Here is a 23675-nt window from a genome sequence, read left to right on the forward strand (position 1 = left end):
TTCGGCAACACTACGCAACACGCCACCGGATCACTTCCTTGCTCATGGTTTACCTTGGGTTCGCTGGAGATATTATTGCAACACGTCCGCATATGCGGTTGCGCTTGCAAAAGCCGAAGTGATGCTGTCCGCGTTATTTTAGCACTATTGGTTATCTTCGTGGCGGTTGCATGGAGAAATAAACTACAATTTGATAAATACCGAAATGTGGCGTGATTTTTGTAGTTTAATATTGAAAACATAAAGGAAATCAAACACAAAAGAGAGATTTCATGCGGCGTTCGAACATAGGAAAACCCGCAATGTTTCGATTCGTTACAAAATATGACTGCCATCTCGTTTTTGCGACCGATTTTCATCATAGAGGTGACATATCCAGCCCTCTATTGTTTGCATGCTGCGATGCAGCATCGTTGACCTGACCATTTTTTGCGGAGCAACAAAATGAGAGACGCCGCCAGATTGGCCAACGGCTTGTCATGCCAGCCGGACGAGGGGACGCCTCCCGCGATCGGTGGCGCTATCAAGCGCGGATTCGACGTTTTGGGCGCGTTGGCAGGCATCGCCTTGCTGAGCCCCTTGCTGTTGATGCTGGCCACGCTCGTGAAGACCACCGACGGTGGTGGAAGCATCCTCTACGGCCACCGACGAATCGGCCGCAACGGCGCCGTGTTCCGATGTTGGAAGTTTCGGACGATGGTGGAAAACGGCGATGCGGTGCTGGCAGCTCATCTGGCCAACAATCCGCAGGATCGGGAAGAATGGGATGCCACCCGCAAGCTGCAGAACGACCCGCGTGTGACCCGCGTCGGCGCGGTGTTGCGTAAGCTTTCGCTCGATGAATTGCCGCAGATCATCAACATCCTGCGTGGCGAAATGAGCTTTGTCGGCCCACGCCCGGTGGTGAAGGACGAGCTGGAACTCTACGGCACCGCGGCGGAGTTCTACCTGAAGTCCCGCCCGGGCCTGACCGGCCTGTGGCAGGTCAGCGGCCGCAACGATGTTTCCTACGGCGCCCGCGTCGCCTTCGACCAGCACTATGTCGAGAACTGGTCGTTTGTCTTCGACATGAAGATTCTGGTGCGCACAGTCCCGGCGGTGTTCTCGTCGCGGGGCAGTTATTGATCTCCCTGCAACCACCGGACGGGTTTTCGTCGGATCTTCTTCTCGAAGGTCTATCAAGAAAGGACGGCTTTCTTTGAGATATTTTCGAGCAGCTTCATCTGCATGGCTGTTTATCCAGGCTCTTGTCTGCGCTGGTCTCGTGTTGATGGCCACATCCGTATCCATGGCCGCCGATGACTATCGGCTGGACGCGATGGACAAACTGCGTATCCGGGTTGCCGAATGGCAGAGCGCTGAGGGCGCGGTTCGCGACTGGGCTACCATCAGCGGCGACTACAGCGTCAACGCTTCCGGGGTGGTTTCGCTTCCTTTCGTCGGCGAGCTCGACGTCAAAGGCAAGACCACGACCGAAATGGCGACGGCCATCGCCGCCGGCCTGCAGCAGAAACTCGGCCTGCCCGACCGGCCTGAAGCATCGGTCGAGATCGCCGAATATCGCCCCGTCTTCCTGGCCGGCGATGTCCAGACACCCGGCAAATACCCCTATGCGCCCGGGCTGACGGTGCTGAAGGCGATGAGCCTTGCCGGTGGCCTGCGCCGTGCCGACGGCGGACAGGGTGGCGTGCGCGACTTCATCCAGGCGCAAGGCAATTACGACGTGCTCGTCGCGCAGCGGAACGGCCTGCTGGCGCGCCGTGCGCGCCTGATCGCCGAGGCGGAGAACAAGGAGCAGATCGACTTTCCGCAGGAACTCAACAAGACCGACGTTGGACGCAAGCTGATGTCGGACGAGACGGCGCTGAAGGAGGCGCGCGGGAAGCGCCTGCGCCTGCAACTCACGGCGCTGGACGATCTCAAGAAGCTGCTGCAGTCCGAAATCGAATCGCTGGCGAAGAAGATCGTCACGCAGAACCGACAGGTCGAACTGTCGAAAGACGAACTGAAGAGCATCGGCGGCCTTGCCGAAAAGGGCCTCGTGGTCAACCAGCGCATCATGAACCTCGAACGGACCAGTGCCGAACTCGAGGGCAAGGTGCTCGATCTGGAAACAGCCAGCCTGCGTGCCAAGCAGGACATCTCCAAGGCAACACAGGATGCGACCCGGCTGCAGAATGATCGCGATACCGAAGTTGCCCAGAGCCGCCAGCAAACCGAAGCCGACCTTGAGGAGTTGGGCTTCAAGATGGGCATGTATTCGGGTCTGATGACCGAGGCGATGTCACGGGCTCCGGACGCTGCGCGCACCGCCAGCAACGGTGCCGAGCCAGTCATCCGCTACGCGATCGTGCGCACGGGCGAAGATGGCAAGGCGAACGAGACCGCTGCTGATGAGAACACGCAGATCCTGCCCGGCGACGTGGTGAAGATCGAGATCGCTGGTCCTCGCGTGACATCCAACTGAGACGGTCGCAAGAGCCGAGCATGACGAAGATGGCCGCAGACGCGTCGCGCGCCCGAACGGATGGGTGGCGCACAGCGCATCGATCTGAAAATCGGGACCGGTTTTCGGAATGCATGTTGCGCCGGCTCAAAGCATCGGAGCGTCCCTGGCATGTTCGGCAGAACGCGTCAGGCTCCGAGCACACCCATAGCGGAGCGATGTCGTGAGGATCGCCAAAGCACTGCTTGTGAACCCTGAGCGCAATTTCTGGTACGGCGCCGCGGCGGTTGCGGTGTCGATCTTCGTGTTCGCCTATTCGACCCGCTTCGGGCAAGTTTCCATTCTTGCTTATTACGCCTTCTGGCTGCCGCTCGTGTTCGTCGACTACAAGCGCGCGCTGGGCGACTACCGCCGGTTTTTCTGGATCATCGCCTTCGCGGTGCTTGCCTGCCTGTCCATGTTCTGGTCGGCGGCGCCCGGGGTGACGGCGCGCGCGGGTGTGCAATTGCTGTCCCATGTCGTCTGCGCTCTGATCGCGGCGCGCACGGTTTCAGTTCGCACGCTCAACATCGGCGCGCTGGGCGGCATCCTGATGGTGGTGCTGTTCTCGATTGCCTTCGGCCAGTACAATCTGGACCCGATCGACGGCACCTACAGTTTTGTCGGCGCGTTTTCGTCGAAGAACCAGCTCGGCCTGTTTTCGTCGCTCGGCATCTATTTCGCCTTCACGGCAATCGCGGTCCAGCATGAGCACGGCCTTTGGCGCTTGCTGGCCATCTTCTGTGGTTTGCTGTGTGCCTACACCTTGCTGGCTGCGCAGTCGGCGACCTCGGTGCTTGCCATCGGCGCCACGCTTGCTTTGCTGATCTGCCTGAAGTTGGCGATGATGTTTTCACCATCTGCCCGCAAGGGCGGGCTGGTGGCCGGCATGGCGATCGGCCTGCTTGTCATCTTCGTAGGACTCAATCTGGGCGCGGCCGATGCGGTGCTTGGCGCTTTCGGCAAGGATTCGACGCTTACGGGCCGCACCTATCTCTGGCAGCAGGGCTGGGAGGCAGCGATGCAGTCGCCCTGGTTCGGGGTCGGCTACCAGGGCTATTGGGTCCAGGGATTTTCCGAGGCCGAACGGCTTTGGCAGGAGTTCTACATCGGTTCGCGCAGCGGATTCCACTTCCACAACACCTACATCGAAGTGCTGGTGGAGCTTGGACTTGCCGGCATCCTGGCCATCTCGGTGCTGATGGTGCGCGTTCCCTTCGGCCTGCTGCTGCGCCTGATCGACGCGCGGCGGGATCCGGCTTCTTTCACCTTGCTCGGCATCGCGGTGATGTTCCTGATCCGCTCCTTCGTCGAAGTGGACGTCATAAATCCGTACGTCGTCGGTTCCTTCCTCGTCTACTACGCGGCGGGACAGCTGGTGCTGCCCCAGCGCGCGCCTCATTTCGCCACGACGGCGCGCCTGCTGCAGCACCGCACGGCATGAACAAGCTCTACGGCATCCAGTATCTGCGGGCCGCGGCGGCGCTGGGGGTGGTGATCTTCCATGCCGCCGAACGCAATGGTGGACATTTCGTCATCGGCGCTGCCGGTGTCGATGTTTTCTTTGTCGTGTCCGGCTTCATCATGTGGGTGCTGGCCGAGACGCGCCAACCCTCGCCGGTCGCGTTCCTGCGGGAGCGTATCGAACGCATCGTGCCGCTTTACTGGATCGCGACGGCGGTCATGGTGGCTGGGGGGCTGGCGGGCCTCTTTCCCAAGATGAAGCTCACCGTTTTCCATGTCTTCGGCTCGTTCGCCTTCATCCCGCATGTCTCGCCCAGCGACGGCGGTACCTGGCCGGTGCTGGTGCAGGGCTGGACGCTGAATTACGAGATGTTTTTCTACGTCCTGTTCGCGGCCGCGCTGCTCCTACCGGCCGCGCGACGCTTCCCGGTGCTGGCGCTGGTGTTCATCGGGCTTGTCTGCATCGGTGTCGCCATGCAGCCGGCCGGTGCGGTGCTGCGCACCTACACGAGCCCGCTGATGGCGGAATTCCTGATCGGGGCGGCGATCGGCAAGCTGTGGCTGGCCAATCGTCTGCCGCGAGCCGAACTGGGAATTCCCCTGCTTCTGGTGTCGATAGCCGGCTTCACGCTGGTCGGCCTGGGGTATGCTCCCTACGGGCCAGCAACGCTCGCCCCTCTGTCAGGCATGCTGCTGATCGGCGTGCTGTGTCTCGAAAAGGCAGGCCGCGTGCGCCATATGCGGGCTCCGACCTATCTCGGCGACGCCTCCTATTCGATCTATCTCTGGCACACGATCGCGATTTCGATCGTCGTGAAGGCGAGCGGGACAATCGGTTTGCCGGCGTGGGGCGCCTTCGTCGTGTCGATCATTGCCGGAACGGTTGCGGGACTGCTCTGCCACGAGTTGCTCGAAAAACCGATCGCCGCCTGGTTCAAGGCGCGCCGGCATCGCGCCCCTGTTCGCTACGCGGCCTAGTAAAACCGCGCAGCGGAGTTCGTAGTTGCGGGATTTTCCGCTTTCAACGTTCGTTCTAATGGATTGAACGCTTCGCAGGGCCCGGTGCGCCGGGCCTTGCGAAGGCCTCACTCGAACGCGGATGGTTGCAGCTTCCCGGCGAGCAGGAGATGCTGCAGCGCGTAGGCGACCGACAGGGCGTCGTCGAGCGCGTAGTGACCTTGGAGCGGCGGATGATCGACGCCGTAATATTGCGCCAGCTTGTTGCTTGGCGTTCTCGCCAGATCCTCGATTGGCATGCCCGCAGCCAGCAGCAGCTTCACCGCATTGGCGAAGCGCGGAGCCGGGATTACCGGTGCGATGCCTTCGACATAACAACTGATAGCGACCATGTTCAACTCGTCCTTGCCCCAGGACCATAGCCGCGCTCCATTCGAAAACGCGTCGACATCCTGCAGCGCCTGGCTGAGTGGAACACCTCGCGCAGCGATCACGTCCGAGGTTATTCCGGTCAACGCGGTGAAGAACGGGTCGATGTCATATTGCCGACCGAAGCGGTCCATCGGACGAACGTAGGATCTGTGAGTGTCCAGGATCGGAAAAGGGTCGTCCAGGCCGAGCCTCACCGCTCCGATCTGAGCGATCACCGGATCCGGATCATGGGCGCCGCACCAGAACCGGCGCTGCGATCCCTCCGCGCATAGAAACTCGCAGTCAAAGACGATCGCGGTTTTCACGGCCGTTTCCTTGCTTCGCCGGGGAGCCAGACTTAGTGCGCCATATCGGGCACCGATGTCGAGATCGAACAGGCAAGTCTTGCGGGATTGGCGTCATCCGGGCCAAATGACCCGTCATGGTTCGCCGCTACTACAACCTTCCGTCGCTGATTGCGCTCGCAGCTTTTGAGGCGGCCGCGCGCCATCTCAGCCTCACCAAGGCGGCGGAGGAACTCAACGTCACCATCGGAGCCGTTTCCAAGCAGATCCGTATGCTGGAGGAGGAACTCGGCAATCCGCTGTTCCTGCGCCGCCATCGTGCGCTCGAACTGACGCGGGAAGGCGAGACGATGGCGGCCGCGCTCAAGGAAGGGTTCGAGCGAATCTCATCGACCTTCCGGCAGGTCAAGGCTTCGGGCGGGCAGTCCAGCGTCACCATCGGCTGCACCATGGCGATGGCGCATCTGTGGCTGATGCCGCGCATGAGCGCTTTCTGGGCGAGCCACCAGGATATCGCCGTCGATCACGTCATCTCCGACCATCCGCGCGGTCTCGACCGCCCCGACATCGATCTCAGACTCCGCTACGGCAATGGCGAGTGGCCGGACGAGCTGTCGGCCAGGCTTTATGGCGATCGCATCTTCGCGGTGGCCAGTCCGGGCTTTGCGCGCGAACATGCCGTCGAGACGCTGGACGACCTGGCAGGGCTGCAATTGCTCTCCGTCGAGGGCATGGACTGGAGCTGGACGACCTGGGCCGATTTCTTCCGCGAGCTCGGCTGTCCCAACCGCCGGCTCAATGTCAGACGGTTCAACAGCCACGTCATCGCGCTGCAGGCGGCGCGCAGCGGGCAAGGAGCGGTGCTCGGCTGGGCGAGCCTGGTGCGACCGCTGATCGAAAGCGGCGACCTGGTGCAGCTCAGCACCGCCGAAATCGCGGCGCCACATTCCTATTTCGTCACCTGGAGCGCGCGCCGTCCGCTAAGCCCGCAAGCCGGCCTGCTGCGGGATTGGCTGCTGGCGCTCCACGACTGAACAGCAGCGGGTCAGGGGCGGGCAAGGCAATCGACCAGGTCCCTTTGCTCGGCAAAGGCTGGGTGACTGCGCGCCCAGCTTATCCAGTAACCGGCTTCCATATGCAGCGTGCGATCCGTCAGGCGCTTCAGCCTGCCGGCTGCGATGGCGTTCGCGCACAATGCGAGCGAGCCCAGCAGGACGCCGGCACCAGCTTCCGCTGCCCGCAGGGATTGCACGAAGGTGTCGAAGCGCAGCAAAGGCGTCGGGCCGGGCAGCTCGGCTGCTGCATTCGACCAATCCCGCCAGCCGAGCCGCGGCCCGGAAGTGGCGATACGCGGTCGGTCCTGCCAATCCGTGCCATCTCCCAGCAGGGACGGCGAGGCCAATGGCGTCAGCTCTTCGGCAAAAAGCTGGATTGCCTCGCGGCCTGCCCAGTTGCCCGTGCCAAAGCGGATCTCGAAATCGACCTCCAGCCGATCATAGTCCGGCAGGTTCTGGATGGTTTCGAACGAAAGCTGCACATGGGGCAGGCGGCGCGCGATGTCGGCCAGACGAGGAACGATCCACAGCTCGATCACCGAATTCGAGGCCGCGATGCTGATCTTGCGCCGTGGCTGCTCGAAGAGATTGGCCGCGCTGTGCAGCAGCTCCGCCAACGCCGCCTGGACGTGAGGGAGCCAGGCCTCGCCCTGCGTTGAAAGGATGACACCCCGCGCCTTCCGGCTGAACAGCTGCGCGCCGAGATGAAGTTCCAGGTTCTTGATGCGCTGGCTGACCGCCGCCTGGGTCAGGCCCAGTTCATTGGCGGCGGCGGTAAAGCTGCCAAGCCGCGCCGACGCTTCGAAGACGCGGATCCATTCAAGCGGCGGCAGGTTCTGCGCGGTTTGAGGCATAACGAATTTGAGGTCTTGCTGCCAGATATCGTTGTTTGTGCTTATGTGAGGTGCGGTGTCAAGTATCGGTCATCCCACCATTATCCGCTGAGGAGCGACCCATGGCAGGCAACACCCAATTCGAGATCCTGGACGGTGGCGGGGCGCTTGCGCTCGACCTTCCGGGCAAGGGCAGACATCGTTTCCACGCCATCTGGCTGCGCGACAATGCCTGGGACGAAGCGACCCGCGCGCCGGGGAACGGGCAGCGCTTGATAACGCTCGGCGATATTCCCGCCGATACGACGATCGTTTCGGCGCAGATCGATGGAAAGCAGCTTCATGTGATGTTCCAGCCGGAAGGCAGGACCATTGCCTACGATCTCGAATGGCTTGCCGGCCACAGCTATGACAACGCGCCGCGCCGCGTCACAGGGTGGACCGGTCCGGACATCGAGACCTGGGATGCGACACTGGGTGAGGCCATTCCAGTTGCTGATTTTGCGGCGGTGAGCCAGGACAGGGATGCGCTCGCCGCCTGGCTTGCCGGGGTGCGGCGCTTCGGGTTTGGCAAACTTGTCGGCGGTCTGGTGGAAAGCGGTGCGCTGTTCAAGGTCGCTTCGCTGTTCGGCTATGTCCGGGAGACGAATTACGGCCGCCATTTCGAAGTGCGGACAGAGGTGAACCCCTCCAACCTTGCCTATACCGGGCTTGGCCTTCAGGCCCACACCGACAATCCCTATCGCGATCCGGTGCCGACCCTGCAGATCCTCTATTGCCTGGAGAATTCGGCCGAGGGCGGCGAAAACATGGTTGTCGACGGATTCCGCGCCTGCGAGCGTCTGCGTGCGGAAAACCCGCGCGGTTTCGATCTTCTGGCCGGCCACTGCGCCCGTTTCGAATATGCCGGCAGCGCCGGCGTGTGCCTGCGCTCGCGCAGGCCGATGATCGAGCTTGCCCCGGACGGGGAACTGGTCGGCATCCGCTTCAACAACCGCTCGGCAGCAGCCATCACCGAGGTGCCGTATGACGACATGGCCGACTATTACGCCGCCTATCGCCGACTGGGAGAGCTGATAGACGACACGTCGATGGAAGTGACTTTCAAGCTGTCGCCGGGCGAATCCTTCATCGTCGACAACACGCGCGTGCTGCATGCCCGAAAGGGCTATTCAGGCGCGGGTTCGCGCTGGCTCCAGGGCTGCTATGCCGACAAGGACGGCCTGCTGTCCACGCTTGCGGCGATCGAGCGGCAGGAGGCGGCATGATGGCGAAGCCCGCTTCCGATACGCTGACGGCGGATACGATTGTCCCCTTCCTCGCCGATATCTTCGAGCGTCGCGGCGGTGAGGAGTATCTCGGGGAGCCGGTGACGATGGCCGAACACATGCTGCAGGGCGCCTATCTGGCCGAGCAGCAGGGCGAGCCGGAAATCATCGTCGTCGCGGCCTTGCTGCACGACATCGGCCATTTCACCAGCGAGTTCGGCACGTTCTCGATGGACGACACGCACGACAAACATCATGAAGAGGCCGGCGCCGAAGTGCTGCAGCGCTTCTTTCCCGATCTGGTGATTGACTGCGTTCGTTTCCACGTCGCCGCCAAGCGCTATATCTGCGCGACCGACCCTTCCTATTTCGGGCAGTTGTCGGCGGCTTCGATCCACTCGCTTAACCTGCAGGGCGGACCGATGAGCGCGGAGGAAATCGCCGTTTTCGAGACGAATCCCAATGTCCGCGACATCGTGCGGGTTCGTCATCTCGACGATGCCGGGAAGATCGCCGGCCTTGCGACACCGAACTTCCCGCATTACGCACCGATGGTGCAGCGGGTGGTCGATGCGCACTGCAAAGCACCTGCCTGATCGTCGCGCGGAAACCATCGGATTGCGCGGCTTGTGGTTCCCCTGCTCGCTTGAGTTGAATTCAAGCGAACAGGGTTCCTTATTCGCTTGAACAAGCGGGGTGCGCTGCGTTCTCTTTCCGCAAGGGAGAACGCCAGAGATGAGTATCGCAGATCTAAGCCAGGTCACGGAAACGCCGGCCCCGCATCGTCGCGGCGGCGGACGCATCGGGCGCAAGGCGCTCAGAAGTGCCGCCGTGCCGGCCTTCCCGACGCTGGTGCGCCAGATCCCGGCCTATGAGATCGTCCCCGACGAAGCGGTCGAGTTGATCCACCAGGAATCGCTGTCGATCCTCGAAGAGGTCGGCTGCGAATTCCGCGACGACGAGGCGATCGCCTTGTGGCGGCAGGCCGGGGCCGATGTCTCCGGCACGCGGGTTCGTCTCGACCGTGCCCTGCTGATGGAACTGGTGTCGAAGGTTCCCGCCGAGTTCACGCTCAATGCGCGCAACCCGCAGCGCTCGGTGCGCGTCGGCGGCAAGAATTCCATCTTCGTGCCGATGTACGGCGCGCCCTATGTGCGCGACCTCGACAACCACCGGCGCTACGGCACGCTGGCCGACCTGCAGAACTTCCACAAGCTCGCCTACATGGCGCCGGCGCTGCATTCGTCGAGCTCGATCATCTGCGAGCCGATGGAGATTCCGGTGCCGAAGCGGCACCTGCACATCATCCATTCGGCGCTGAAACATTCCGACAAGCCGTTCATGGGCATCGTGACGTCGAAGGATCGCGCCGAAGACACGATGGCCATGGCCGGTATCGTGTTCGGCGAAGACTATGTCCGCGACAATCCGGTGCTGGTGTCGATCACCAACTGCAACTCGCCGCTGGTGTGGGATGCAACCATGCTCGACGCCATGAAGGTCTATGCGCGCAACAACCAGCCGCTGATCCTCGCCCCCTTCGCGCTTTGCGGCGCCTCGACACCGGCTTCTTCGGTGGGCGCGGTGGCGCAGGTCAATGCCGAGGCGCTGGCGGGCGTCGCCTTCACGCAGCTGCTGCGTCCGGGATCGCCGCAGATCTACGGGCAGTTCATGGTCGCCGTCGACATGAAGACGGGTGCGCCCATGGGCGGCACGCCGGAAGCGGCGCAGATGATGTATCTCATGGGCGCGCTCGCCCGGAAATACCGGCTGCCCTGGCGCACCTCCGGCTTCCATGTCGGCTCCAAGCTCAACGACGCACAAGCGGGTTATGAAGCGAACATGCTGATGCATGCGGCTATCCTGGCCGGCGCCAACTACATCTGGCATTCCGCCGGCTGGCTCGAGGCCGGACTGGCCTGCGGTTATTCGAAATTCGCCACCGACTGCGAGCAGCTTGTCGGCTGGTACAAATATGCCGGCGGGGTTCCGTTCGAGGACTTCAAGGACGCGATGGCGGCCGTGCGCGAAGTCGGGCCGGCCGGCCACTATCTCGGCACCCAGCACACGCTCGATCATTTCGAGAAGGCCTTCTTCAGCCCGAGCATCATGGATTTCAATTCCTTCGAGCAATGGAACGCCGAAGGCGCGAAGGATCATGATGCGCGCGGCCGGGAGAAGGCGCGCAACATGCTGGCCGACTACGAGGAACCGAAGCTCGACGAGGGCATCGCCGAGGCGCTGGAGGATTTCATCGCGCGGCGCGAGGAAAAGCTGCCGGATACCGTCAATTGAAACAGATAGTCTCAGAGCGTTTCCGTTTTTCATGGAAACGCGGAAACGCTCCAATTCTTCATTCTTACGCAATTCCGGACGGAATTGCCGGGGCCTCCTAAATCGGCATGATCGGGCTGCAGGTTCCATTCAGATGCAGGCAGGCAGTCGTATGACTTCGCTACCCAAAGATCCGCTCCTCCAACCCTACCGTCTGAAGCATCTGGTTTTGAAGAACCGGGTGATGTCGACGAGCCATGAGCCGGCCTACTCCGAAGACGGCATGCCGAAGCAGCGCTACCGGCTCTATCATGCCGAGAAGGCCAAGGGCGGCATGGCGCTGACGATGACGGCGGGCTCGGCCATCGTGTCGCGCGACAGCCCGGCCGCCTTCGGCAATCTGCATCTCTATGACGATGCCATCGTGCCCTGGCTGGCCGAGCTCACCGATGCCTGTCACGAGCATGACTGCAAGGTGATGATCCAGATCACCCATCTCGGTCGCCGCACCGGCTGGAACAAGGCCGACTGGCTGCCGGTGCTGTCGGCTTCGCCGGTGCGCGAGCCGGCACATCGCGCCTTTCCGAAGACGGCAGAGGACTGGGACATCGAACGCATCGTCGGGGACTACGCCGCCGCCGCCCAGCGCTGTCAGGCGGCAGGTCTCGACGGCATCGAGTTCGAGGCCTATGGCCATCTCATCGACGGTTTCTGGTCGCCGGCCACCAACCGTCGCGACGACGATTTCGGCGGTTCACTGGAGAACCGGCTGCGCTTCACCGATATGGTGCTCGACGCGGTGCGGGCAGCGGTGGGCAAGGATTTCGTCGTCGGCATCCGCATGGTGGCGGACGAGGATTTCGCCGCCGGCCTTTCGAAGGAAGAAGGCATCGAGATCGCGCGCCGGCTGGCGAACTCCGGCAAGGTCGATTTCCTCAACATCATCCGCGGCTCGATCGAAAGCGATGCAGCACTCTCCAAGGTCATCCCGGTGACGGGCATGCGTTCCTCGCCGCATCTCGACTTCGCCGGCGAGGTCAGGGCCGCGACGAAGTTCCCGACCTTCCACGCCGCGCGCATCCAGGATGTGGCGACGGCGCGCCATGCCATAACCAGCGGCAAGCTCGACATGGTCGGCATGACGCGCGCCCACATTGCCGACCCGCACATCATGCGGAAGGTGATGGAGGGCCGCGAGCACGAGATCCGCCCCTGTGTCGGCGCGACCTACTGCCTGGACCGCATCTATGAAGGCGGCGAGGCGCTGTGCATCCACAATGCGGCAACGGGCCGGGAAGCGACGATCCCGCACGTCATCGAGAGGACCACTGGAGAGCGAAAGCGCATCGTCGTGGTCGGCGCCGGTCCGGCCGGGCTGGAGGCTGCCCGCGTCGCGGGCGAGCGCGGCCACACGGTGACGGTGCTGGAGGCCGCTTCTCAGGCCGGCGGACAGATCCGGCTTGCGGCGCAGAACCCGCGCCGCAAGGAACTGATCGGCATCGTCGACTGGCGGCTTGCCGAACTCGAGCGGCTCGGTGTCGATATCCGCTACGATAGCTGGGCCGAAAGCCAGGATGTGCTCGACCTCGATCCAGATGTAGTCGTCATCGCCACCGGGGGCATTCCGCAGAACCCGCCGCTGGAAGCGGGCGATGATCTGGTCACCTCGAGCTGGGACATCCTCTCGGGCGCGGTGAAGGCGGCCGAGAACGTGCTGCTCTATGACGACAATGGCGGCCACCAGGGCATGGGCGCCGCTGAACTGATCGCCAACCAGGGTGCGAAGCTCGAACTGGTTTCGCCGGAGCGCTTCTTCGCGCCGGAAATGGGCGGGCTGAACCATGTGCCTTATATGGCTGCTTTCCACGCCAAGGGCGTGACCATCACCATCAACACCCGCCTGCGTTCGGTGAAGCGCGATGGCAATCAACTGGTGGCGACACTCGGCTCGGACTTCGCCGGAGGGTGGCAGGCGACAAGGCTGGTCGATCAGGTCGTCGTCGAGCATGGCACGGCACCGCTGGACGAGCTTTATCTGGCACTGAAGCCGCTTTCCGCCAATACGGGCGCCGTCGACTATGAACGGCTGGTCGCCGGCGGCGACATCTTTCCCGCTCGCAACCCCGCCGGGTCCTTCATCCTCTATCGCATCGGCGACGCCGTCGCTTCCAGGAACATCCATGCCGCCGTCTATGACGGCGTGCGGTTCGGGCTGCGGGCGTGAAGGAGGCTGCCGCTACAACGGAGACATGAACGCAGAAATCCAAGGGAACCGGGCAGAACACAAAAGGGAGGAGAAAATGAGGTTCTTCAGAAACAACGGCGACCGCGTCCCCGCAGCGGTCGAGGCGATGGCCAGGGATGTGCTGGCTGGCCGCTTCGACCGGCGCGAATTCCTGGCGCTGGCGAGCGCGCTTGGTGCCTCGACGGCCCTTGCCTACGGGCTGGTCGGCCTGGCCGTTCCTGCTCCTGCCTTCGCCGAAGAGGCCAGGAAGGGCGGCACGTTGCGGGTCTCGATGCCGGTCAAGGCACAGAAGGACCCGCGCACCTATGACTGGGTGGAGCTTGCCAATGTCTCGCGCAGCTGGCTCGAACCGCTGGTGCGCTACACCCGCGAATTCACCTTCGAGCCGGTGCTGCTCGAAAGCTGGGACGTCAACGACGACGCCACCGAATATGTCCTGCATGTGCGCAAGGGCGTGACCTGGAACAATGGTGACGCCTTCACCGCTGACGATGTCGCCTACAACCTGACCCGCTGGTGCGAAAAGGCAGCTGCCGGCAACTCGATGGCCGGGCGCATGGGCGCGCTGATCGACGCCAAGACCGGCAAGGCCCGCGACGGCGCCATCACCAAGGTCGATGACCACACCGTGAAGCTGAAGCTGAGCGAGCCGGACATCGCGCTGGTTCCGAACTTCACCGACTATCCGGCGCTGATCGTGCATCGCAATTTCGACGCTGACGGCGCCGATCCGGTCAAGAAGCCGATCGGCACCGGGCCGTTCGAGCTGGTGTCCTATGCGGTCGGCCAGAAGGCCGTGGTCAAGCGGCGCGAAAACGGCACATGGTGGGGCGGAGAGGCACCGCTCGACGGCGTCGAATTCGTCGACTACGGCACCGATTTCAACGCCTCGGTGAATGCGTTCGAATCGGGCGAGATCGACCTCAACCTGGAAACACCGGCGGATTTCATCGACATCCTGGACAAGATGGATCTGGTGAAGTCGGAAGTCGCGACGGCGACGACGCTGGTTGCGCGCACCAACGTCACGCACAAGCCCTATGACGACCAGAGGGTGCGCAACGCGCTGCAGATGGCGGTCGACAACAATGTCGTGCTGCAGCTCGGCTACAGCGGGCGCGGAACGGTCGGCGAAAACCATCACGTCAGCCCGATCCAGCCCGAATACTATGCGCTGCCCAAGAAAGAGCGCGATGCCGCCGGCGCCAAGAAGCTGATGGCCGAAGCGGGCCAGGCCGACTTCGAGCATGAGCTGATCACCATCGAGGACGACTGGCAGAAGAACACCGGCGACGCCATCGCGGCGCAGTTGCGCGAGGCCGGCATCAAGGTCAAGCGGACCGTGCTGCCGGGTTCGACCTTCTGGAACGACTGGACCAAGTACCCCTATTCGATGACGATCTGGTACATGCGTCCGCTTGCCGTGCAGGTGCTGGCGCTGGGCTATCGCACCGGCGAGGCCTGGAACGAATCCGGCTATTCCAATCCCGATTTCGACGCCAGGCTGAAACAGGCGCTTTCCATCAACGATGTCGAGAAGCGGCGTGAGGTGATGAAGGATCTGGAGACGATCCTGCAGGAGTCAGGCGTCATCATCCAGCCCTACTGGCAGAAGCTTTTCTGCCACATGAGCAAGAAGGTACGGAACTACGGTATCCACCAGACCTTCGAGATGGATCTGCAGAACGTCTGGCTGGAACAGGCCTGATCGGTTTCAGCGATCGGCCGGCGCAGTCGACAGATCGTGCCGGCCGGCGAGGCGCCGTGTCATCGCGTCGAGCGACGGCCATGGCGGGCCCTCGCGCAAGGTACTGATGAGCTGTTCGGCCCAGTGCCGCCCGTCTGGAAACTGATCGCCCGCGTCCCACCGCCACGCTGCGACCATGGCGAGCACGAGGGCTCGGCATTTGCTCAGCAACGCCTGATCGACGTCCGGATAATGCTCGATGACCGCATCAGGCACATGCGCCAGGTCGAACTCCACCGGCCCCCGGCAACCTGTCTCAAGGTCGATGAACAGCGGCCCGAGCCTGGTGCTCAGCACGTTGCCGGGGTGTGGTTCGCCGTGCAGCAACTGTTCCACCGCGCCGTTCGCGACAATTGTTCGTGTCAGGCTTTTCAGCAGGCTGCTGAGAAATTCCCGATCCTCATCGGCCAGTTCAGGCGTCAGCTGACGATTGGCCAGAAGTCGCTCTGCTTCCGCGACCCGATCGGTGAAGTGCGGCGTGGCAATCGCGATCTTTCCCATGCCGGTGTGCAGGTTCCGCAATGAACGCGCATAGTCGGCCGGCGCGACATCCGGCGTGACGGATGCATGGTAGGTCCAGAATGTCTGCGCGAAACCATCGCGCTCGTAGACGCGCGGCGGAACGCGAGGTTCGAGCACGGCAATAGGGCTGCCGGTCTTGGCGAGCAGGTCGGCAAGCTCGACCTCGAACGGCATAGCTGGATCCCCGAAGGGCGCGACCCGGGCCAGGACGTCACAGGGCAGAAGGCGCAAGGTGAGCTTGTTCGAATTCTGGAGAACAACCGCATCATCGGCTGTCAGGCCAAGCTCTGAGGCGGTCGACTTGGCTGCGGTCATGGCACGTGGAACGTCGGTAGATTGCAATATGCGGTTCCGTCTTCATCTAATCAAAGGAGCACTTAATTTGGCAAATTCTTCATAAATGATGTACAATGAGCCGCCAAAAAAGATCAGGCCAAATATCATAACTAGAACACCGAGTATCCTGCTTGATCGGCTCGACCGGAGGCTCTCGATCCGACCAGTTATGGGGTCGAAAAGGCCACTGGAGCGCTCGCCTAGAAAGTGAATTGGTGTGCCGGATCCAAAAGAGGACTCCCATGTTCTCCCGGCAAAGTCTCCTTCAGTTATGCGAAACACGGGACTGAACGTATTGCCGTCTCCGTCTCTATTCTCAATCAGTCTGGTAACCTCGACACTGACTCGAACTGCTGTGCTGGCGAAGTGATGTTCGCTCCATTGAATCCAAATGCCTTCAGCGAAGATTAGAACGCCTACCCCGGCAAGAAGCGTGCAAACAAAAACCCCCATCACTCTTCCAATAAGATGTGGCGACCCTTGTATGAGGGAATATACCCGAGATCTTTGGCGAGGCGAACCTGTTCAAGAGGCCGTGGTGGCCTTTCCTGGGGCGTGCAAGTTATTTCCTATTTTGGCGCGCGCTACCACAAGCCCACCGGCAGTCCAGCGGGAGCGCTTAGGTCTTGAAACCTAGGCTCTATCGAGGGTGAAAGATAGTGGCGGAGAAGGAGGGATTCGAACCCCCGATACCCTTGCGAGTATGCCGCATTTCGAGTGCGGTGCTTTCAACCACTCAGCCACTTCTCCGCAGCGTGGTCGGCCTTGCCGGCGCGGCGCACTAGATAACGGGTGCTTGGCCGGGACACAAGGCCCTAAATGGCCTGATTTCGGCCCTTTTTGGCGAAGCCGGCTGGCCTTTGCCTTGACTCACCGCAAAGCTGCGGTTATGGACGGCCCGCATTCGGCGTGGGGGATTCTCCGCGCCGCTTGTTTTTGAACCCGCAGACTGACAAAAAGACGGCCGAACCGCCCCGAAAAGGACAAGCGGTTCAAAAAGGCCGACCGAACAGCGAAAGGCAAAAAATGTTCGCAGTCATCAAAACGGGCGGCAAGCAGTATCGTGTTGCCGCCAACGATGTGCTCAAGATCGAGAAGCTCGAGGCCAATGTCGGCGACGTCGTCGAAATCGGCCAGGTTCTGGCGCATGGCGAAGGCGAGAATGTCGTGATCGGCGCTCCGTTCGTCGACGGCGCGGTGGTCACCGCCGAAGTCGTCGAGCAGGGCAAGAACCGCACCGTCATCGCTTTCAAGAAGCGCCGCCGGCAGAATTCGCGCCGCAAGATCGGCCACCGCCAGCTGCAGACCACCGTGCGCATCTCCGAAATTCTGGTCGCCGGTGCCAAGCCTGCCAAGAAGGCGGCTGCCAAGGCCGAGGTGAAGGCGGAAACCGCTGCAGAGGCCAAGGCTGAAGCCGCTCCGAAGAAGGAGAAGGCTGCGCCGAAGAAGGCCAAGGCTGAGGACGCCGCTGAGTAAGACTGACTGGGCGGCGCTGCCGCCCGAGCAGGCTTGAAACGGAACGCGATCGCGTTCATAAGGGTTTTGAGGCGCCCCCGCGGCGCAAAGGAGCAATGAAATGGCACACAAGAAAGCTGGCGGTTCGTCGCGCAACGGTCGCGATTCGGAATCCAAGCGCCTTGGCGTGAAGAAGTTCGGCAGCGAAGCCGTCATCGCAGGCAACATCATTATTCGTCAACGTGGCACCAAGTGGCATGCCGGCACCAATGTCGGCATGGGCAAGGACCATACCCTGTTTGCGCTGGAAGCCGGCGTCGTAGCCTTCAACAAAAAAGCCAATGGCCGAACCTACGTGTCGGTGAACCCGACTCTTAAGGCCGCGGAGTAGCCGGTTCCGCACCAAGACACCGGCCCCCATCTCGGGAACCGGTGTCTGGCAAAGCCAGGAAAAGGATCAGGGGAGATGGGTGACCATCTCCCCTTTTTCTCGTGCCTGGAGGACTTTCAAAATGGTTGCCGAAGCGGACTACACGGACGACGGAGGCTTCACGATCGATAACCCGGTGCTGCGCACCGAACGCCTGGTGATGCGGGCGCCGTGCGAGACGGATGTCGATCAACTGGTGGCGCTTGCCGACAACCGCCACGTCGCCGAGATGCTCGCCCGCATGCCGCATCCTTATGGCATCGAGGAAGCCCGCACTTTCCTGGCCATGGCGCGTGCACCGCGCGGCGGCATCGTCTACGCACTGACCCTTGCCGAGAACGGCGCCTTCATCGGCTGTGCCGGGTTGAACAGCACCGACCGCGGCCTGGAGCTAGGCTACTGGATCGGCGAGCCGCACTGGAAGCGCGGCTACGCCACCGAGGCAGCGCATGCCCTGGTCGATCTTGCTTTCACGCGCACGACGATCCAGGTGCTGCATGCCTCCACCCGGGTGATCAATCCTGCCTCGCGCCGGGTCATCCACAAGTGCGGTTTCCAGTATGCCGGTCAGGGCATGCTGAATTCGATGGTCGCCGGGCAGGTGCCGGTCGAGCGCTACCGGCTCGACCGCAAGACCTGGACGAGCCTGAGGAGCTGGGTGCGGCTGTAATGCGTTCGGCTGGGCGGCACCGCCAGGCAGGTGTCGCTCGCTGGCGCGTTCCTGTTTTTCCAGGACGCTCCAACCCTTTGTTTTTGCGCGATTCCAGACGGAAACCGCGACGCACTTTTCCTGAAACTGCTCTGGCCGAACGGCATAGGCAAGACGATGACCGAGACGACATCACCCGCCATCGTGCCGATGGCTGAAGCCCATATCGAGAGTTTCCATCGCGCGCTCGACACCGTGGCGCGCGAGCGCAGATATCTCGCTTTCCTGGAAGCGCCACCGCTGCCGTCCACCCGCGATTTCGTGCTTGGCATGATGGCAAAGCGCAATCCGCAGTTCGTGGCGGTGGTGCAGGATGAGGTCGTGGGCTGGTGCGATATCTCGCGCCATGAAAGGCCGATCCATGCCCATGGCGGAGCGCTCGGCATGGGGATCATCCCGGCCTATCGCGATCGCGGGCTTGGCCGTCTGCTGATCGAAACGACGCTTGAAGAAGCGCGCCGGCAAGGTTTCGTGCGCATAGAACTGTCCGCCCATGCCGACAACACGCGGGCCATCGCCCTCTACAGGAAGGTCGGTTTCGTACAGGAAGGCGTGGAACGCGATGCGATCTGCATCGACGGGCGCTACGGCGACACCATCTCCATGGCGATCATCGACAAGGCGAACCGGGATGCCTGGCGAGCAACGATCTAGCTCAGCCCAGTTCGAGCCAGACCGGCTGATGGTCGGAGCCGTCCGCCTTGCGGTCGACCCACAGGCGTTTCAGCGAACCGGCCAGCGAGGCGCTGGTGAAGATGTAGTCGATGCGCTTGTGGTGGCTTTCATCCTTCGGCCGGTCAGGGTCGACCCAGGTGACGAGATCCGGTTCGCCGACATTCAGTCGCGCGGCGGCGTCGACAGCGAGGTCCGCGCTGAGAGGCTGGCCGAATTCGTGGTTGGGCAGGCCGGCGAACTCGGCATATTCCGGCGAACCGGCCAGCATGTTGAAGTCGCCCATCACGATGAAAGCCTCGGGACACGGCGGTTCCGGCAGGCCGATCTCGTCGAGGCCGCTCAGGCCGCCGCCTTCGAGCGCGTAGCCGAGCACGCGGTCGCGCAGGAAGCGGATCTGTCGGGCACGCTCGACGGGATTGCGATGGTCGAGATGGGCGGAATAGAAACGCACGAAACCGAGCGGTGTCTCGATCAGGGCTTCAAGGGCGCCGCGCTGGAAGTTCATGGAGCCGATGGAGCGGCTTCGCGGCAGCAGCAGGTTGCGCGACAGGTGGATCGGCGTCTTCGACAACACCATGTTGCCGAGCTGGAACGTGATCGTGTGCGCCCGGCCGCCAACGACGGACGAGCCGACATTCGCTTCGAAGTTGGAGCCATAGACGGCAAAATAATCGGGCAGCGCTTCGCCGAGGGCTGCCACCATGTCGTGCCCGCCATTGCGCGGGTTGTTGCGCGAAACCTCCTGAAGGGCGATCACATCGGCACCGCGGACGGCGTCGGCAATGCGGCCGATCTCGTAGCGACCGTCGAGGCCGAGGCCGTACCGGATGTTGTAAGTGACAACGCGCATGACGAACTCTCCCGCTCCGGCCGCAAAATCGACCGTCCCCACTCTCGCTCTAGGCCTTTCCATAGTTTAGAGCAGACAGGTTCATGAAACTCCATAGCAACAGAAGTCGCGTCTACCGATGAAATTCCTCGATCAGGCCAAGGTTTATATCCGCTCCGGCGACGGCGGAGCCGGTGCCGTCTCGTTCCGGCGCGAAAAGTTCATTGAATTCGGCGGGCCGGATGGCGGCGACGGTGGTCGCGGCGGCGATGTCTGGGTCGAGGTCGTCAACGGGTTGAACACGCTGATCGACTATCGTTACCAGCAGCACTTCCGTGCCAAGACGGGTGTGCATGGCATGGGCCGCAACCGTACCGGCGCCAAGGGCGGCGATGTCACACTCAAGGTGCCCGCCGGCACCCAGATCTATGCCGAGGACAACGAGACGCTGATCTGCGACCTGACCGAGGAAGGGCAGCGCTTCCGCCTTGCAGCCGGCGGAAATGGCGGTTTCGGCAACCAGCATTTCAAGACGTCCACCAATCAGGCGCCAAGACGCGCCAATCCAGGCCTGCCGGGTGAAGAGCTGACGATCTGGCTGCGGCTCAAGCTGATCGCCGACGCCGGGCTGGTCGGCCTGCCGAATGCCGGCAAGTCGACCTTCCTGGCGGCGGTCACGGCGGCAAAGCCGAAGATCGCCGACTATCCGTTCACGACGCTGCATCCGGGTCTTGGCGTCGCGCGCATCGATGCACGCGAATTCGTGCTGGCCGATATTCCGGGCCTGATCGAGGGCGCGCATGAGGGCGTCGGCATCGGCGACCGTTTCCTTGGCCATGTCGAGCGCACGCGTGTGCTGCTGCATCTGGTTTCGGCCCAGGAGGAAAATCCCGGCAAGGCCTACAAGACCGTGCGCAAGGAGCTCGAGGCCTATGGTCACGGGCTGGAGGACAAGGTCGAGATCGTCGCGCTCTCCCAGGCCGACACGCTGGATGAGGACGAACGCAAGAAGAAGCTGGCTTCGCTGAAACGCGCTGCCGGCCGTGCGCCGTTCCTGGTCTCTGCCGTCACCGGCGAAGGTGTCGAAGCGGTGCTGCGCGCGCTGATGGCCGTTGTCGCCGAAGCGCGTGCTGCCGTTCCGGCGAAAGTCGAGACGCGCTGGGAACAGTAGGACATGTCAGTGCAGTCCCTGAAGAAATATCGCCGAATCACGGTCAAGATCGGCTCGGCGCTGCTCGTCGACCGCACCACCGGGCTGAAGCGTGAATGGCTGGCCTCGCTGGCGCAGGACATCGGCACGCTGGCCGCCGGCGGTGCGGAGGTGCTGGTCGTGTCTTCGGGCGCCATCGCGCTCGGCCGCACCATCCTCGGGCTCGGCAAACGCGCCCTGAAGCTGGAGGAGAGCCAGGCTGCCGCCGCCGTCGGACAGATCGCGCTGGCCGGTGCCTGGTCGGATGCCCTGAGCGGCCATGGCCTGAAATCCGGCCAGATCCTGCTGACGCTCGGCGACACCGAGGAGCGCCGGCGCTATCTCAACGCCCGCGCTACCATCTCGACGCTGCTCAAGATGAAGGCCGTGCCCGTCATCAATGAGAACGACACGGTGGCGACGTCCGAAATCCGCTATGGCGACAACGATCGCCTGGCGGCGCGTGTCGCGACCATGATGGGCGCGGACCTGCTGGTGCTGCTTTCCGACATTGACGGGCTCTATACCGCGCCGCCGGCGCGTGACCCGAATGCCGCGTTCATCCCGGTGGTCGAGCGTATCACGCCGGATATCGAAGCCATGGCGGGTGCCGCGGCGTCCGAACTGTCGCGCGGCGGCATGCGTACCAAGCTCGATGCCGGCAAGATCGCCAATGCGGCAGGCACGGCCATGGTGATCACGTCCGGCACGCGCCTGTCGCCGCTGATGGCGATCGAACGCGGCGAACGTGCTACGTTCTTCAAGCCGAGCCCGACACCGGTGAAGGGCTACAAGACCTGGATCGCCGGCCAGTTGGAACCAGCCGGGCGGCTGACCGTTGATGCCGGCGCCGTCGGTGCGCTGCTGTCGGGCAAGTCGCTGCTGCCGGCGGGTGTCAGGTTGGTGAGCGGCAATTTCGCGCGCGGCGACACCGTGGCGATCCTGTCGCCCGAGGGACGCGAGATCGCGCGCGGACTGGTTGCCTATGATGCGGCCGATGCCGTAAGAATCGCCGGTCTCAAGACCGCCGAGATCGAAACGGTGCTTGGCTATGAGGCGCGTTCGGCAATGATCCACCGCGACGATCTGGTGGTCAGCCATGCTGGTGTGCAAGGTGGGGCCGGCGCGCAAGGTGGAGAATGAGCATGCTGAAGCTGCATGAAGGGTCGGCTGCCGACACGGTCCAACTGATGGACGCAATCGGCCGTAAGGCGCGGGCTGCCATGCGACCGTTGGCGATCGCGTCGACCGCTGCCAAGAATGCCGCTCTCTCCGCCATGGCGGACGCCCTTCTGCGCAACGAGAAGGCGATCCTGGAAGCCAACGCCATCGATGTGGCGAATGGCGAGGAAGCAGGGTTGTCGCCGTCCTTCATGGATCGGCTGAAACTCAATCCGGCGCGCGTCCGCGCTATGAGCGACGGCATTCGCGAGATCGCGGCGCTGAAAGACCCGGTCGGCGACGTGATCACCGAGTGGGACCGGCCCAACGGCTTGCATATCGAACGCGTGCGCACGCCGCTCGGTGTCATCGGCGTCATTTATGAAAGCCGCCCCAACGTGACGGCGGATGCCGGGGCACTGTGCCTGAAGGCCGGCAATGCCGTGGTGCTGCGCGGCGGGTCTGACTCCATCAATTCATCCGCCGCCATTCATGCCTGCCTTGCCGAAGGGCTGAAGGCCGCAGGACTGCCGGAAGACGCGATCCAGCTAGTGCCGACCACCGACCGCGCCGCCGTCGGCGAGATGCTCAAGGGCTTGTCCGGCAATCTGGACGTCATCATTCCGCGCGGCGGGCGCAGCCTTGTCGAGCGCGTGCAGACCGAGGCGCGTGTTCCGGTGTTCGCGCATCTGGAGGGCATCTGCCATCTCTACATCGACAAGTCGGCCGATCTCGACATGGCGGTGAAGATCGCGGTCAACGCCAAGATGCGGCGTACCGGCATCTGCGGGGCCGCGGAGACGCTGCTGGTCGACCGCGCCGTGGCTGCCACGCATCTCGTTCCGGTGCTGGAAGCCCTGCGCAGCGCCGGCTGTGAAATCCACGCCGATGCCGACGTGCTGAAGGCCTTCTCCGCTGCGACGCCGGCAACGGATGCCGACTGGGTGACGGAATATCTCGACGCCATCATCGCGGTGAAGCTGGTCGACGGTGTCGGCAGCGCCATCGAGCATATCGAGACGTTCTCCTCGCATCACACCGAAGCGATCGTCGCCGAGGATGCCGCGGCTGTCGAACGCTTCTTCAACGAGATCGACTCCGCCATCCTGCTGCACAACGCCTCGACGCAATTCGCCGACGGTGGCGAGTTCGGCATGGGTGCCGAAATCGGCATCGCCACCGGCAAGATGCACGCGCGCGGGCCGGTCGGTGTCGAGCAGCTCACCGCGTTCAAATATCGCGTGCGCGGCAACGGGCAGGTGCGGGCTTAACCGCTTCCGTGTCCTGGAAAAGGCGGCTGGGGACCAGAATTTGACATCGGACGG

At 62.8% G+C, this 23675-nt stretch carries 20 protein-coding genes, 1 tRNA gene and 1 pseudogene; 17 read left to right on the forward strand and 5 right to left on the reverse strand.

What is annotated here, in order from left to right; translation table 11 throughout:
• Positions 1-444 precede the first annotated feature (444 nt).
• The 4 genes from AC3WTO_RS12695 (at position 445) to AC3WTO_RS12710 (ending at position 4927) form a co-directional block, all read left to right on the forward strand.
• The gene (locus tag AC3WTO_RS12695; RefSeq protein ID WP_492461094.1) at positions 445-1125 is read left to right on the forward strand and encodes a sugar transferase; all 681 of its coding nucleotides are present in this window, start codon (positions 445-447) and stop codon (positions 1123-1125) included.
• A 145-nt stretch (positions 1126-1270) separates the two neighbouring features.
• Positions 1271-2467 (forward strand): polysaccharide biosynthesis/export family protein, encoded by a 1197-nt coding sequence (locus AC3WTO_RS12700; RefSeq protein WP_492461095.1) that lies wholly within the window; start codon positions 1271-1273, stop codon positions 2465-2467.
• A gap of 202 nt (positions 2468-2669) precedes the next feature.
• A complete protein-coding gene (locus tag AC3WTO_RS12705) occupies positions 2670-3929 on the forward strand; it encodes an O-antigen ligase family protein (RefSeq protein WP_492461096.1) in 1260 nt (419 codons plus the stop codon).
• Positions 3926-4927, forward strand: a complete 1002-nt coding sequence (locus tag AC3WTO_RS12710) for an acyltransferase family protein (protein ID WP_492461097.1) — start codon at positions 3926-3928, stop codon at positions 4925-4927. The genes AC3WTO_RS12705 and AC3WTO_RS12710 overlap by 4 nt, the downstream gene beginning before the upstream one ends.
• 107 nt (positions 4928-5034) lie before the next feature.
• On the opposite strand, the gene AC3WTO_RS12715 is transcribed toward AC3WTO_RS12710, so the two are convergent.
• Positions 5035-5643: a 3'-5' exonuclease gene (locus tag AC3WTO_RS12715; protein ID WP_492461098.1), complete on the reverse strand. Its 609-nt coding sequence runs from the start codon at positions 5641-5643 to the stop codon at positions 5035-5037.
• Positions 5644-5759: 116 nt separating this feature from the next.
• Between AC3WTO_RS12715 and AC3WTO_RS12720 the strand changes: the two genes are divergently transcribed.
• On the forward strand, positions 5760-6656 hold the full coding sequence (locus tag AC3WTO_RS12720) for a LysR substrate-binding domain-containing protein (protein WP_492461099.1): 897 nt from the start codon (positions 5760-5762) through the stop codon (positions 6654-6656).
• Positions 6657-6667: 11 nt separating this feature from the next.
• Here the strand turns inward: AC3WTO_RS12720 and AC3WTO_RS12725 are convergent, their stop codons facing one another.
• A complete protein-coding gene (locus tag AC3WTO_RS12725) occupies positions 6668-7531 on the reverse strand; it encodes a LysR family transcriptional regulator (protein ID WP_492461100.1) in 864 nt (287 codons plus the stop codon).
• A 101-nt stretch (positions 7532-7632) separates the two neighbouring features.
• On the opposite strand from AC3WTO_RS12725, the gene tmpA reads away from it, so the two are divergent.
• The 5 genes from tmpA (at position 7633) to AC3WTO_RS12750 (ending at position 15005) form a co-directional block, all read left to right on the forward strand.
• Positions 7633-8778, forward strand: a complete 1146-nt coding sequence (tmpA, locus tag AC3WTO_RS12730; protein ID WP_492461101.1) for a 2-trimethylaminoethylphosphonate dioxygenase — start codon at positions 7633-7635, stop codon at positions 8776-8778.
• Positions 8775-9374 carry a (R)-1-hydroxy-2-trimethylaminoethylphosphonate oxygenase gene (gene tmpB, locus AC3WTO_RS12735; RefSeq protein ID WP_492461102.1) on the forward strand — a complete coding sequence of 200 codons (600 nt, stop codon included), beginning with the start codon at positions 8775-8777 and terminating at the stop codon, positions 9372-9374. The genes tmpA and tmpB overlap by 4 nt, the downstream gene beginning before the upstream one ends.
• Before the next feature lie 139 nt (positions 9375-9513).
• Positions 9514-11073, forward strand: a complete 1560-nt coding sequence (locus AC3WTO_RS12740) for a trimethylamine methyltransferase family protein (protein ID WP_492461103.1) — start codon at positions 9514-9516, stop codon at positions 11071-11073.
• Between the two features lie 151 nt (positions 11074-11224).
• A complete protein-coding gene (locus AC3WTO_RS12745) occupies positions 11225-13276 on the forward strand; it encodes an oxidoreductase (RefSeq protein WP_492461104.1) in 2052 nt (683 codons plus the stop codon).
• 76 nt (positions 13277-13352) lie between these two features.
• Entirely contained in the window at positions 13353-15005 is a 1653-nt protein-coding gene (locus AC3WTO_RS12750) for an ABC transporter substrate-binding protein (RefSeq protein ID WP_492461105.1), read from the forward strand.
• A 6-nt stretch (positions 15006-15011) separates the two neighbouring features.
• Here the strand turns inward: AC3WTO_RS12750 and AC3WTO_RS12755 are convergent, their stop codons facing one another.
• A complete protein-coding gene (locus AC3WTO_RS12755) occupies positions 15012-15881 on the reverse strand; it encodes an aminoglycoside phosphotransferase family protein (protein ID WP_492461534.1) in 870 nt (289 codons plus the stop codon).
• A gap of 681 nt (positions 15882-16562) precedes the next feature.
• A tRNA-Ser gene (locus AC3WTO_RS12760) sits at positions 16563-16652 on the reverse strand.
• A gap of 276 nt (positions 16653-16928) precedes the next feature.
• Between AC3WTO_RS12760 and rplU the strand changes: the two are divergent.
• The 4 genes and pseudogenes from rplU to AC3WTO_RS12780 form a co-directional block, all read left to right on the forward strand.
• Positions 16929-17372, forward strand: a pseudogene (rplU, locus tag AC3WTO_RS12765) (50S ribosomal protein L21); the annotation flags it as partial.
• A 106-nt stretch (positions 17373-17478) separates the two neighbouring features.
• Positions 17479-17748: a 50S ribosomal protein L27 gene (gene rpmA / locus AC3WTO_RS12770; RefSeq protein ID WP_054309796.1), complete on the forward strand. Its 270-nt coding sequence runs from the start codon at positions 17479-17481 to the stop codon at positions 17746-17748.
• 121 nt (positions 17749-17869) lie between these two features.
• Positions 17870-18457 carry a GNAT family N-acetyltransferase gene (locus tag AC3WTO_RS12775; RefSeq protein ID WP_492461106.1) on the forward strand — a complete coding sequence of 196 codons (588 nt, stop codon included), beginning with the start codon at positions 17870-17872 and terminating at the stop codon, positions 18455-18457.
• 156 nt (positions 18458-18613) lie between these two features.
• Positions 18614-19150 (forward strand): GNAT family N-acetyltransferase, encoded by a 537-nt coding sequence (locus AC3WTO_RS12780; protein WP_492461107.1) that lies wholly within the window; start codon positions 18614-18616, stop codon positions 19148-19150.
• A gap of 1 nt (position 19151) precedes the next feature.
• On the opposite strand, the gene AC3WTO_RS12785 is transcribed toward AC3WTO_RS12780, so the two are convergent.
• Positions 19152-20021, reverse strand: a complete 870-nt coding sequence (locus tag AC3WTO_RS12785) for an endonuclease/exonuclease/phosphatase family protein (RefSeq protein ID WP_492461108.1) — start codon at positions 20019-20021, stop codon at positions 19152-19154.
• A gap of 118 nt (positions 20022-20139) precedes the next feature.
• On the opposite strand from AC3WTO_RS12785, the gene obgE reads away from it, so the two are divergent.
• The 3 genes from obgE to AC3WTO_RS12800 are packed head-to-tail and all read left to right on the forward strand — an operon-like array spanning position 20140 to position 23621.
• Complete coding sequence (gene obgE, locus AC3WTO_RS12790) at positions 20140-21171, forward strand: GTPase ObgE (protein ID WP_492461109.1); 1032 nt, start codon at positions 20140-20142, stop codon at positions 21169-21171.
• 9 nt (positions 21172-21180) lie between these two features.
• The gene (gene proB / locus AC3WTO_RS12795; protein ID WP_492461535.1) at positions 21181-22332 is read left to right on the forward strand and encodes a glutamate 5-kinase; all 1152 of its coding nucleotides are present in this window, start codon (positions 21181-21183) and stop codon (positions 22330-22332) included.
• A 2-nt stretch (positions 22333-22334) separates the two neighbouring features.
• The gene (locus tag AC3WTO_RS12800; protein ID WP_492461110.1) at positions 22335-23621 is read left to right on the forward strand and encodes a glutamate-5-semialdehyde dehydrogenase; all 1287 of its coding nucleotides are present in this window, start codon (positions 22335-22337) and stop codon (positions 23619-23621) included.
• The last annotated feature ends 54 nt before the right edge of the window (positions 23622-23675 follow it).

This window comes from Mesorhizobium sp. EU05-FHT14A09, assembly GCF_058790995.1.